This is a genomic window from Rufibacter roseus, from assembly GCF_001647285.1.
Taxonomy (GTDB): Bacteria; Bacteroidota; Bacteroidia; order Cytophagales; family Hymenobacteraceae; genus Nibribacter; species Nibribacter roseus.
Window position 1 is genome coordinate 1 of sequence record NZ_LRML01000027.1, and the last position, 12,375, is coordinate 12,375.

A 12,375-nucleotide genomic window follows, 5' to 3' on the forward strand; every position below is an offset into this window, starting at 1 on the left:
CCCCTTAATCTGCGCGCAGCGAGATAGGCCAAAGATGAGCGGGGCAATCATTCTCTCAAAGGTTTATCGTATTTCACTTGATACATTAGCACAACTGCCCCCAGATACGAGTCAAGTATTTATTGATAAATACTTTTGCAAGTAAGCCAACACCTATATTAAACAGGTTTTATAAGTGCTAGATGCCTAATGTTGTTCTAAAGTACCCCCCCGGATTATCAATCTTGTTTCTCCTGAGTGAAATATCATGAAGACATTTATTAGCCTTTCTCCGTAGTTCTGTGCTATCTAAAACTTTTCTCACCAGTTTAGTATCAAGTATGCCAATATCTCTAAGGCGCTCCCTCAAACGGGAATCCTCGGCTGTTTCATGCGCTGTCTCAAAAGGAATAACGGTTTGGAACTGCGCCACAGATTTAATGACAAAATTAAGCTTGTGTATTGCCTTGCCTTTTTTTTCTACGGTGTAACTAATCCGTAAATCAGTACTAGTGTTAATTTGCTTTATTGCCGGCTCCAGCACGTTATCTTTGAACTGGCCCCACTGCTTATACTGCTCCGGATTCTTGCCGGTAGGATCTTTTAGGTTCAATCGTGTACGAAGCTGCTCTACCTCATAGGAAAGATGGCCTATATCCTTCCATCGAGCAAACTGGACATACATCCATTTGGCATACTTGGAAGTCATTGAGAGGACACAATAAAGCTGAAAGCTCGTAAAGTTACTTTTTAAGTCAATTAGATACGGTTTTAGCTCATCAGCTATTGAAAGTTGAATCCGACCCTGGCCATTCAAGTACTTTGCACTGGACATTAACGCCACCTGCAGCAAACCATCCTCCTCTTCAATCTCGAAAACCTTACCGATCAGTCCTGCTGTAGCTTCTCGCAGTTGCTTATAATTCCATTGCCTGCCGGTCAGCTCCTCTATTTCCTTTACACTTATACTGTACCTAGTCTCTTTGCTATCACCTGGCCGTAGCCTGGAGAGCATCATGAAATAGATATCTAGCTGAACGGCTGACAGCTCGTGCCGGGCATTAGTGATTGCATTGTGGTGCCGGACCTGAAGCTTCTGGTTTGTCTCGTATGTTTCCATGAACAAGCAAGATATAAAACCACAACAGGAATAAAAACAGTAATTTTTTGACACCTGTTTTTTGGCTTATAAAACCTGTTTAATTGGCTTATAAAACCTGTTTAATTGGCTTATAAAACCTGTTTTTTGGCTTATAAAACCTGTTTTTTGGCTTATAAAACCTGTTTTTATATGCGTGTAAATTGCTGATAGCCTGAGGTTTATGGACCTTACAAATAATACAAATAGATCAAATATTCACAAAATTGTGATGTACGGATAGTAAAAGGGAGGAATTTGGTAAAGCAAAAAGGGAACAAGTCAAAATACAGTTTCTGCAAGAGAAAGGGACCACGCGCAAAAAACAGGTTTTATAAGCCCGTGAGTAATTAATATAAAAAGTCATTTATTAATGTTAAGACAATGAGCTACTTAGACAAGTAATTTTCAAGCGCCTTGATTGTGATTTCCTTTAAGGTCATATCTGCATCAAGTCCTCGCCGCTTTAATTTCTTAAATAAGTCTTTAGGAATCCACACATTTAGCTGGGCCTCTTCTGGCTTTTCTTCTTTAATTTTTTTTGCTCCTGCCACCGGTAATACTTCTTGAAGTGGGGTATTCACTTGAGTGCTTTTGAGCTTATTAGCTAAGCCTCCTAATTGTGATTCATAATTACTTTTACCTTTATCTGCCATTTCTCTAAGTTTCTAAATATCTAGAAATATGTAAATCAATAGTTATGTATTTATGTAGGTTAAGCTATTGCTTCTACTACTTCACTAGCTAGAGCCATTATTTCTTCTTTGGCCTTTTCATCATCCATGGTAAGTACGCCACCAGTAAGTGGTGACCGAGTAAAGCTTACCCGGTCATATATCATGGTGCTTAAAACTGGAGTATCCATACCTTTCAATAACTCCAACACTTCCCCTGTTACACCTGATCTATGCTTTACCATGTTCAATACAATTCCCGCTTTTAAATCTGGCCGCTTTTTTTTTGCCTGCTTAATTAGGTCCAATGTTGAACGTATAGCCAGTATATCAAAGAACCCAGTTTTTGTGGGCACTAGTACAAAATCAGAAATTAGGAAAAGTCCAGGCAGCTGATTTGATAAATAAGGAGGAGTGTCAATTACAAGTAGATCATAATGGGTCGCTTGTAGTTGTTTACTATCACTCATAGTAAGTATGGGCATGTCTGGAAATGACTCTTTCAAATCGCTAATACTTCCCTGGGGGTCCGTATCCACTAGGGCAACATTGAGCTGACCTATAAAACAGGCTGCCAAATTGAGTGCAAGTGTACTTTTTCCTACTCCTCCTTTTTGGTGGGCTATGGTTACTATTTTAGGCATCTACTTAGTATGTTTTATCTTATCCTCTCCATAGATAAGTTGTTAGATCTTAATAAACGGTTTTCTTTTTTAAGATTACATAAATACATAAATGCAATATTACATAAATACATAGCTTAAGATAGTAGTATTAAATAATACTTAAGGCAAGAATGATAAGTCGACCTATGTTCACGTACAAATTTAGGACCGTCTAAGTAAGCTTGTTCCTATAGATAGGATTAGCTATAATTGCAGTAGATAAGTGCTAACCTAGCAATTATACAAGACCTTTCTCATTCCCCTTCAGGAACAAACCTGCCACATCTAGCCTTATTATCCTACTTTAAGTCCGTTGGAGTGCCAGGCTCCCCCGTTGAGTATAACGGGGGTTAACTTTTGGCAGTACGTAGTATGGTAGTTCTTATATGATTGAAAATAAGAGAGTTAAATAAAGTTAATTACGCAGTGAAGCGAAATAGGGATCGAAAGTTATGATAGAGGAATAATATTAAATGATTAAATCCCTAAACTGCTTAGAAAAGTAAGCATCTCTCTCTCTCGCTCATCGTTTATTTCCTCTGATTGTTCCTTGATTGAGACAGCTTTTTTTGAATTTTCGATTATTCCTTCGACTACTTCCCAATTTTCTGGAACTGGGATCAATATATCCCTTATATGATTAGGCTCAAGGTGTTGCTGAACTGCACCATATTCATTTCTAATCATTTGGTCATATGCTGCTTTAGACTGCAAAAATGAATAAACGTAGTGCCTTAAATATTCTTCAGAGATTCTTACTCTGATTAAATCATCTGATACTATTGCATTATGCAATCTTTGAGTGATATATGAAACCCTGCCAATTGTGCCAGACCTGGAAATGACTATATCCCCCTTGTGTACTCTAACTGCATTAAGGGCTTTTGTCTGCACTGCACTAGCAATCGAAATATCAAACAACTTTGCACCTTGTCCTCTTTCTTGTAGTACAGCAGAAGGAGTATAATAGGGTTCAATGTTTGGTCCGGGGGTTTCTACAACTAAATTTTCGCTTTTTAATCTAGGGCCTTTAAAAATCTTTATCCCTTTCTCTATCTGGCCAATAGTAGTAACAGACCATCCTTCTTTGCCATCTACAGACTCAATGTTTTTTATTGTTTCGTGTAAATTAGGAAGATAAGCTTGTGGGTTGATTCGTAGAATACTATCTATTTCAGATTTCTTAATGGTAAAGTGATACTCTGATTCTGTTAGTGTTCCTTCTTTAAAGGATTGGTAATCATTAAGTATATCATCTAGATCGTGGTCTATAACCCCTGTTAAATTATTTTCATTATCTCTTTTAAAGATTGGATATCCCTCACTGTCTTGGCCAATTTTCTTAGAAATAGCCATAAAAATACTGTAGTCATCAGGGACTGATTCTGACAACTTAGGTTTTTCAACAAAAACTAGACAAGTTCTTACTCCTGTATGTGGTTGAAAAGTATCCTTATGACAATTTACCACTGCAAGAAGCTTGAAATTGTTTAATAGCATATCTCTCACAGGATAATAGGTTTGAGTATCCAGAAAGCTCTTTGGCATAACAATACCTATCCGTCCTCCTGGCGCAATCCAATCTAAACACCTTTCGAAAAACAGCATTTCAGGTGGGACACCTTCATTATTGCGTTCTCCAGTAGGTTGATAGCTTCCTCCACGCATTGTCCATCTAATACCACAGGCAAAACTATCTAAAACCTTCGGATCAGTTATTCTTCCATCGCCTGCTCCTGCAAAAGGTGGATTGGTTAAAATAATATTTGGCTTGCCTTTACCAGCGAGTCTTAAAACATTGTCATTTAAATTTGAATACGGACCTAAGCTATCTCCCTGTGTCATCCCAACATGTCCATCCCCATTGAGAATCATGGCAGTTTTAGCAATTTTAACAAGGCGCTTGCTGATTTCTACCATAAACAGCCTAGTTCTATGCTTATCTAATTGACGTTGCTTTGCAGTAGCTGTCGCTTGAGCACTTAAAATCTTTCTCCTAACATACCTCATAGCTCCAGTCAGAAAGCCACCAGATCCGCCTGCGGGATCTAGAATTATATCTGTATAATCAGGATCTACCATTTTAGCCATCAAATCTACTACCAATCTGTTGGTGAAGAATTGTCCTCTTTTCCGTTTAAGATATGTAGCCGTATATTGTTCATAAGCATGACCCATAATATCCCAGTCTTCCGACTCTTGTAAATCGCTGAGAAGGCGATATGGCTGCAACTCAATTACAACATCACATATAGCTCTTTTGCCTACAGATATCCTTTCATGTTCGCTAAAAACGTCAGGATTCTGCGCAATTACTTCCAGAAATAAAGATCTAATCCTTTCAGCTACTCTTTCTTGCCCGTCAGGGTCAAGATATTCTTCTGGAGTACAATAGAATTCAGGAAGTTCACCTGATTTTTCCTCGTCCAATGCTTTTGCAAGTATTAGACGTACCATGTCCATGGTTAAATCGTCTTCTTCTCCATCAACCCCCCTACCATGCAACTTATTATGGCATCTTCTGAGTAATCCCTTTATATCTATAGGCCTCCTTAAGTCATCCTTTTTCCTTCGGCCTAATGCGTCCCATGCCTCCCCCTTTCTTGGTATCCCAGTCCATTGGATTAGGTCATTGTTGGGAGTTGTTAATCTTCTGAAGTACTGTATTTTATCTCCATCATACCAGGCTCCGCCATTGGCACTTGTGTTAAAGATATAAGACACTAATTGATTATAACCGCCTTGCTCATTTAAAGCCTTGCATTCAACAATCAATTCAATTTTCCCTTGATCTTTTTCTATACAAGCTTTAGCGTTTGAGTAAACAACAATATCGGCTCTTACAGGATTTCCATGAGAATCTTTTAATTCACTTCTACCATAGTAGATAGCAACTTCCTTTGCGATTACGTTTTTAGGATATTGATACTCATAATGTAAAACCCTTAAATAATTCTGTCTTACAAGTTCTTCTGGTCTAGGTTCTAATAGGTTTCCAGAAAGAAAATCTATTATTTTTCCATCTTCATTGAAGTCTATATCAAATTGCTGCATTTAGCTTTTATTTAGTTAAAGTTTCTAAATTATGTACTGTTAAAATACATCTGTAGAGTCAATCGCATCTACCTGCTTGATGTATGCTTCATTTATAAGTAACTATCTTAAGCTAATGAAGTGATACAAACTTAGTATTTACAAATATGTCTGGTTAATATCTTTCATGGGTGCTCTCGTCAATGAGAAAGTGCAACAAATGGTGCAAAAATATATAGCTCTATAAATGAAGTGAGAGCACATTTCCTCATAACTAACCTTATGTTAAACTGCGGCGTTTTCCAAGAATGGTGCAATCTGGAGAAGGCAAGGGGCTATATGTGGAGCTATTCTAATAGATCGTATTTAGTCCTCGTAGCCGTAATAAGCATTATGGCACTTTTCTGAACAAGCAACTTTGGCATCAGCATCAGCGGGAAACTTCTCTCCGCATTGCGCGCAGTTTATTTTGATGGCACCAGGGTTTTCTTCCAAATATTTAATGAGCTGGTAATGGTACCTTTCTGCTTCTCCTTCATCAAAGGCGTACATAATCTTCCTTACAAGATAATAGTACTTTTTAGTCATCTCATCCATTTCATATATTTTGAGTTGGTTGTCTACGAGATATAGCTTGTCTGAAAACATTTAAGCCTGATGAGGACTACTTTCACCTTGACCGCGGGGGGTGAGCGTAGCGAGGGGTCTCCCCCTTAATCTGCGCGCAGCGAGATAGGCCAAAGATGAGCGGGGCAATCATTCTCTCAAAGGTTTATCGTATTTCACTTGATACATTAGCACAACTGCCCCCAGATACGAGTCAAGTATTTATTGATAAATACTTTTGCAAGTAAGCCAACACCTATATTAAACAGGTTTTATAAGTGCTAGATGCCTAATGTTGTTCTAAAGTACCCCCCCGGATTATCAATCTTGTTTCTCCTGAGTGAAATATCATGAAGACATTTATTAGCCTTTCTCCGTAGTTCTGTGCTATCTAAAACTTTTCTCACCAGTTTAGTATCAAGTATGCCAATATCTCTAAGGCGCTCCCTCAAACGGGAATCCTCGGCTGTTTCATGCGCTGTCTCAAAAGGAATAACGGTTTGGAACTGCGCCACAGATTTAATGACAAAATTAAGCTTGTGTATTGCCTTGCCTTTTTTTTCTACGGTGTAACTAATCCGTAAATCAGTACTAGTGTTAATTTGCTTTATTGCCGGCTCCAGCACGTTATCTTTGAACTGGCCCCACTGCTTATACTGCTCCGGATTCTTGCCGGTAGGATCTTTTAGGTTCAATCGTGTACGAAGCTGCTCTACCTCATAGGAAAGATGGCCTATATCCTTCCATCGAGCAAACTGGACATACATCCATTTGGCATACTTGGAAGTCATTGAGAGGACACAATAAAGCTGAAAGCTCGTAAAGTTACTTTTTAAGTCAATTAGATACGGTTTTAGCTCATCAGCTATTGAAAGTTGAATCCGACCCTGGCCATTCAAGTACTTTGCACTGGACATTAACGCCACCTGCAGCAAACCATCCTCCTCTTCAATCTCGAAAACCTTACCGATCAGTCCTGCTGTAGCTTCTCGCAGTTGCTTATAATTCCATTGCCTGCCGGTCAGCTCCTCTATTTCCTTTACACTTATACTGTACCTAGTCTCTTTGCTATCACCTGGCCGTAGCCTGGAGAGCATCATGAAATAGATATCTAGCTGAACGGCTGACAGCTCGTGCCGGGCATTAGTGATTGCATTGTGGTGCCGGACCTGAAGCTTCTGGTTTGTCTCGTATGTTTCCATGAACAAGCAAGATATAAAACCACAACAGGAATAAAAACAGTAATTTTTTGACACCTGTTTTTTGGCTTATAAAACCTGTTTAATTGGCTTATAAAACCTGTTTAATTGGCTTATAAAACCTGTTTTTTGGCTTATAAAACCTGTTTTTTGGCTTATAAAACCTGTTTTTATATGCGTGTAAATTGCTGATAGCCTGAGGTTTATGGACCTTACAAATAATACAAATAGATCAAATATTCACAAAATTGTGATGTACGGATAGTAAAAGGGAGGAATTTGGTAAAGCAAAAAGGGAACAAGTCAAAATACAGTTTCTGCAAGAGAAAGGGACCACGCGCAAAAAACAGGTTTTATAAGCCCGTGAGTAATTAATATAAAAAGTCATTTATTAATGTTAAGACAATGAGCTACTTAGACAAGTAATTTTCAAGCGCCTTGATTGTGATTTCCTTTAAGGTCATATCTGCATCAAGTCCTCGCCGCTTTAATTTCTTAAATAAGTCTTTAGGAATCCACACATTTAGCTGGGCCTCTTCTGGCTTTTCTTCTTTAATTTTTTTTGCTCCTGCCACCGGTAATACTTCTTGAAGTGGGGTATTCACTTGAGTGCTTTTGAGCTTATTAGCTAAGCCTCCTAATTGTGATTCATAATTACTTTTACCTTTATCTGCCATTTCTCTAAGTTTCTAAATATCTAGAAATATGTAAATCAATAGTTATGTATTTATGTAGGTTAAGCTATTGCTTCTACTACTTCACTAGCTAGAGCCATTATTTCTTCTTTGGCCTTTTCATCATCCATGGTAAGTACGCCACCAGTAAGTGGTGACCGAGTAAAGCTTACCCGGTCATATATCATGGTGCTTAAAACTGGAGTATCCATACCTTTCAATAACTCCAACACTTCCCCTGTTACACCTGATCTATGCTTTACCATGTTCAATACAATTCCCGCTTTTAAATCTGGCCGCTTTTTTTTTGCCTGCTTAATTAGGTCCAATGTTGAACGTATAGCCAGTATATCAAAGAACCCAGTTTTTGTGGGCACTAGTACAAAATCAGAAATTAGGAAAAGTCCAGGCAGCTGATTTGATAAATAAGGAGGAGTGTCAATTACAAGTAGATCATAATGGGTCGCTTGTAGTTGTTTACTATCACTCATAGTAAGTATGGGCATGTCTGGAAATGACTCTTTCAAATCGCTAATACTTCCCTGGGGGTCCGTATCCACTAGGGCAACATTGAGCTGACCTATAAAACAGGCTGCCAAATTGAGTGCAAGTGTACTTTTTCCTACTCCTCCTTTTTGGTGGGCTATGGTTACTATTTTAGGCATCTACTTAGTATGTTTTATCTTATCCTCTCCATAGATAAGTTGTTAGATCTTAATAAACGGTTTTCTTTTTTAAGATTACATAAATACATAAATGCAATATTACATAAATACATAGCTTAAGATAGTAGTATTAAATAATACTTAAGGCAAGAATGATAAGTCGACCTATGTTCACGTACAAATTTAGGACCGTCTAAGTAAGCTTGTTCCTATAGATAGGATTAGCTATAATTGCAGTAGATAAGTGCTAACCTAGCAATTATACAAGACCTTTCTCATTCCCCTTCAGGAACAAACCTGCCACATCTAGCCTTATTATCCTACTTTAAGTCCGTTGGAGTGCCAGGCTCCCCCGTTGAGTATAACGGGGGTTAACTTTTGGCAGTACGTAGTATGGTAGTTCTTATATGATTGAAAATAAGAGAGTTAAATAAAGTTAATTACGCAGTGAAGCGAAATAGGGATCGAAAGTTATGATAGAGGAATAATATTAAATGATTAAATCCCTAAACTGCTTAGAAAAGTAAGCATCTCTCTCTCTCGCTCATCGTTTATTTCCTCTGATTGTTCCTTGATTGAGACAGCTTTTTTTGAATTTTCGATTATTCCTTCGACTACTTCCCAATTTTCTGGAACTGGGATCAATATATCCCTTATATGATTAGGCTCAAGGTGTTGCTGAACTGCACCATATTCATTTCTAATCATTTGGTCATATGCTGCTTTAGACTGCAAAAATGAATAAACGTAGTGCCTTAAATATTCTTCAGAGATTCTTACTCTGATTAAATCATCTGATACTATTGCATTATGCAATCTTTGAGTGATATATGAAACCCTGCCAATTGTGCCAGACCTGGAAATGACTATATCCCCCTTGTGTACTCTAACTGCATTAAGGGCTTTTGTCTGCACTGCACTAGCAATCGAAATATCAAACAACTTTGCACCTTGTCCTCTTTCTTGTAGTACAGCAGAAGGAGTATAATAGGGTTCAATGTTTGGTCCGGGGGTTTCTACAACTAAATTTTCGCTTTTTAATCTAGGGCCTTTAAAAATCTTTATCCCTTTCTCTATCTGGCCAATAGTAGTAACAGACCATCCTTCTTTGCCATCTACAGACTCAATGTTTTTTATTGTTTCGTGTAAATTAGGAAGATAAGCTTGTGGGTTGATTCGTAGAATACTATCTATTTCAGATTTCTTAATGGTAAAGTGATACTCTGATTCTGTTAGTGTTCCTTCTTTAAAGGATTGGTAATCATTAAGTATATCATCTAGATCGTGGTCTATAACCCCTGTTAAATTATTTTCATTATCTCTTTTAAAGATTGGATATCCCTCACTGTCTTGGCCAATTTTCTTAGAAATAGCCATAAAAATACTGTAGTCATCAGGGACTGATTCTGACAACTTAGGTTTTTCAACAAAAACTAGACAAGTTCTTACTCCTGTATGTGGTTGAAAAGTATCCTTATGACAATTTACCACTGCAAGAAGCTTGAAATTGTTTAATAGCATATCTCTCACAGGATAATAGGTTTGAGTATCCAGAAAGCTCTTTGGCATAACAATACCTATCCGTCCTCCTGGCGCAATCCAATCTAAACACCTTTCGAAAAACAGCATTTCAGGTGGGACACCTTCATTATTGCGTTCTCCAGTAGGTTGATAGCTTCCTCCACGCATTGTCCATCTAATACCACAGGCAAAACTATCTAAAACCTTCGGATCAGTTATTCTTCCATCGCCTGCTCCTGCAAAAGGTGGATTGGTTAAAATAATATTTGGCTTGCCTTTACCAGCGAGTCTTAAAACATTGTCATTTAAATTTGAATACGGACCTAAGCTATCTCCCTGTGTCATCCCAACATGTCCATCCCCATTGAGAATCATGGCAGTTTTAGCAATTTTAACAAGGCGCTTGCTGATTTCTACCATAAACAGCCTAGTTCTATGCTTATCTAATTGACGTTGCTTTGCAGTAGCTGTCGCTTGAGCACTTAAAATCTTTCTCCTAACATACCTCATAGCTCCAGTCAGAAAGCCACCAGATCCGCCTGCGGGATCTAGAATTATATCTGTATAATCAGGATCTACCATTTTAGCCATCAAATCTACTACCAATCTGTTGGTGAAGAATTGTCCTCTTTTCCGTTTAAGATATGTAGCCGTATATTGTTCATAAGCATGACCCATAATATCCCAGTCTTCCGACTCTTGTAAATCGCTGAGAAGGCGATATGGCTGCAACTCAATTACAACATCACATATAGCTCTTTTGCCTACAGATATCCTTTCATGTTCGCTAAAAACGTCAGGATTCTGCGCAATTACTTCCAGAAATAAAGATCTAATCCTTTCAGCTACTCTTTCTTGCCCGTCAGGGTCAAGATATTCTTCTGGAGTACAATAGAATTCAGGAAGTTCACCTGATTTTTCCTCGTCCAATGCTTTTGCAAGTATTAGACGTACCATGTCCATGGTTAAATCGTCTTCTTCTCCATCAACCCCCCTACCATGCAACTTATTATGGCATCTTCTGAGTAATCCCTTTATATCTATAGGCCTCCTTAAGTCATCCTTTTTCCTTCGGCCTAATGCGTCCCATGCCTCCCCCTTTCTTGGTATCCCAGTCCATTGGATTAGGTCATTGTTGGGAGTTGTTAATCTTCTGAAGTACTGTATTTTATCTCCATCATACCAGGCTCCGCCATTGGCACTTGTGTTAAAGATATAAGACACTAATTGATTATAACCGCCTTGCTCATTTAAAGCCTTGCATTCAACAATCAATTCAATTTTCCCTTGATCTTTTTCTATACAAGCTTTAGCGTTTGAGTAAACAACAATATCGGCTCTTACAGGATTTCCATGAGAATCTTTTAATTCACTTCTACCATAGTAGATAGCAACTTCCTTTGCGATTACGTTTTTAGGATATTGATACTCATAATGTAAAACCCTTAAATAATTCTGTCTTACAAGTTCTTCTGGTCTAGGTTCTAATAGGTTTCCAGAAAGAAAATCTATTATTTTTCCATCTTCATTGAAGTCTATATCAAATTGCTGCATTTAGCTTTTATTTAGTTAAAGTTTCTAAATTATGTACTGTTAAAATACATCTGTAGAGTCAATCGCATCTACCTGCTTGATGTATGCTTCATTTATAAGTAACTATCTTAAGCTAATGAAGTGATACAAACTTAGTATTTACAAATATGTCTGGTTAATATCTTTCATGGGTGCTCTCGTCAATGAGAAAGTGCAACAAATGGTGCAAAAATATATAGCTCTATAAATGAAGTGAGAGCACATTTCCTCATAACTAACCTTATGTTAAACTGCGGCGTTTTCCAAGAATGGTGCAATCTGGAGAAGGCAAGGGGCTATATGTGGAGCTATTCTAATAGATCGTATTTAGTCCTCGTAGCCGTAATAAGCATTATGGCACTTTTCTGAACAAGCAACTTTGGCATCAGCATCAGCGGGAAACTTCTCTCCGCATTGCGCGCAGTTTATTTTGATGGCACCAGGGTTTTCTTCCAAATATTTAATGAGCTGGTAATGGTACCTTTCTGCTTCTCCTTCATCAAAGGCGTACATAATCTTCCTTACAAGATAATAGTACTTTTTAGTCATCTCATCCATTTCATATATTTTGAGTTGGTTGTCTACGAGATATAGCTTGTCTGAAAACATTTAAGCCTGATGAGGACTACTTTCACCTTGACCGCGGGGG

10 protein-coding genes are annotated in these 12,375 nt (G+C 38.0%); all 10 read right to left on the bottom strand.

Annotated elements, in window-relative coordinates; translation table 11 throughout:
* Positions 1 to 178: 178 nt before the first annotated feature.
* Positions 179 to 1,099: a replication initiation protein gene (locus A8O23_RS20875; RefSeq protein WP_066626008.1), complete on the bottom strand. Its 921-nt coding sequence runs from the start codon at positions 1,097 to 1,099 to the stop codon at positions 179 to 181.
* A gap of 407 nt (positions 1,100 to 1,506) precedes the next feature.
* Complete coding sequence (locus A8O23_RS20880; protein WP_066626011.1) at positions 1,507 to 1,773, bottom strand: hypothetical protein; 267 nt, start codon at positions 1,771 to 1,773, stop codon at positions 1,507 to 1,509.
* Positions 1,774 to 1,832: 59 nt separating this feature from the next.
* A complete protein-coding gene (locus A8O23_RS20885; RefSeq protein WP_066626013.1) occupies positions 1,833 to 2,435 on the bottom strand; it encodes a ParA family protein in 603 nt (200 codons plus the stop codon).
* A 498-nt stretch (positions 2,436 to 2,933) separates the two neighbouring features.
* Complete coding sequence (locus A8O23_RS20890; RefSeq protein ID WP_066626015.1) at positions 2,934 to 5,510, bottom strand: N-6 DNA methylase; 2,577 nt, start codon at positions 5,508 to 5,510, stop codon at positions 2,934 to 2,936.
* 345 nt (positions 5,511 to 5,855) lie between these two features.
* The gene (locus A8O23_RS20895) at positions 5,856 to 6,086 is read right to left on the bottom strand and encodes a hypothetical protein (RefSeq protein ID WP_153042312.1); all 231 of its coding nucleotides are present in this window, start codon (positions 6,084 to 6,086) and stop codon (positions 5,856 to 5,858) included.
* A 290-nt stretch (positions 6,087 to 6,376) separates the two neighbouring features.
* Positions 6,377 to 7,297, bottom strand: coding sequence for a replication initiation protein (locus A8O23_RS20900; protein ID WP_066626008.1), 921 nt, complete (start codon positions 7,295 to 7,297; stop codon positions 6,377 to 6,379).
* A 407-nt stretch (positions 7,298 to 7,704) separates the two neighbouring features.
* Complete coding sequence (locus tag A8O23_RS20905; RefSeq protein WP_066626011.1) at positions 7,705 to 7,971, bottom strand: hypothetical protein; 267 nt, start codon at positions 7,969 to 7,971, stop codon at positions 7,705 to 7,707.
* A 59-nt stretch (positions 7,972 to 8,030) separates the two neighbouring features.
* Positions 8,031 to 8,633: a ParA family protein gene (locus A8O23_RS20910; RefSeq protein WP_066626013.1), complete on the bottom strand. Its 603-nt coding sequence runs from the start codon at positions 8,631 to 8,633 to the stop codon at positions 8,031 to 8,033.
* A 498-nt stretch (positions 8,634 to 9,131) separates the two neighbouring features.
* Positions 9,132 to 11,708, bottom strand: coding sequence for an N-6 DNA methylase (locus A8O23_RS20915; protein ID WP_066626015.1), 2,577 nt, complete (start codon positions 11,706 to 11,708; stop codon positions 9,132 to 9,134).
* Between the two features lie 345 nt (positions 11,709 to 12,053).
* Positions 12,054 to 12,284 carry a hypothetical protein gene (locus tag A8O23_RS20920; RefSeq protein ID WP_153042312.1) on the bottom strand — a complete coding sequence of 77 codons (231 nt, stop codon included), beginning with the start codon at positions 12,282 to 12,284 and terminating at the stop codon, positions 12,054 to 12,056.
* Positions 12,285 to 12,375 lie beyond the last annotated feature (91 nt).

What these genes read in the sequence shown, in the direction of transcription:
- A8O23_RS20875 (WP_066626008.1), bottom strand. Translation starts at nt 1,099, where the DNA reads ATGGAAACATACGAGACAAACCAGAAGCTTCAGGTCCGGCACCACAAT.
- A8O23_RS20880 (WP_066626011.1), bottom strand. Translation starts at nt 1,773, where the DNA reads ATGGCAGATAAAGGTAAAAGTAATTATGAATCACAATTAGGAGGCTTA.
- A8O23_RS20885 (WP_066626013.1), bottom strand. Translation starts at nt 2,435, where the DNA reads ATGCCTAAAATAGTAACCATAGCCCACCAAAAAGGAGGAGTAGGAAAA.
- A8O23_RS20890 (WP_066626015.1), bottom strand. Translation starts at nt 5,510, where the DNA reads ATGCAGCAATTTGATATAGACTTCAATGAAGATGGAAAAATAATAGAT.
- A8O23_RS20895 (WP_153042312.1), bottom strand. Translation starts at nt 6,086, where the DNA reads ATGGATGAGATGACTAAAAAGTACTATTATCTTGTAAGGAAGATTATG.
- A8O23_RS20900 (WP_066626008.1), bottom strand. Translation starts at nt 7,297, where the DNA reads ATGGAAACATACGAGACAAACCAGAAGCTTCAGGTCCGGCACCACAAT.
- A8O23_RS20905 (WP_066626011.1), bottom strand. Translation starts at nt 7,971, where the DNA reads ATGGCAGATAAAGGTAAAAGTAATTATGAATCACAATTAGGAGGCTTA.
- A8O23_RS20910 (WP_066626013.1), bottom strand. Translation starts at nt 8,633, where the DNA reads ATGCCTAAAATAGTAACCATAGCCCACCAAAAAGGAGGAGTAGGAAAA.
- A8O23_RS20915 (WP_066626015.1), bottom strand. Translation starts at nt 11,708, where the DNA reads ATGCAGCAATTTGATATAGACTTCAATGAAGATGGAAAAATAATAGAT.
- A8O23_RS20920 (WP_153042312.1), bottom strand. Translation starts at nt 12,284, where the DNA reads ATGGATGAGATGACTAAAAAGTACTATTATCTTGTAAGGAAGATTATG.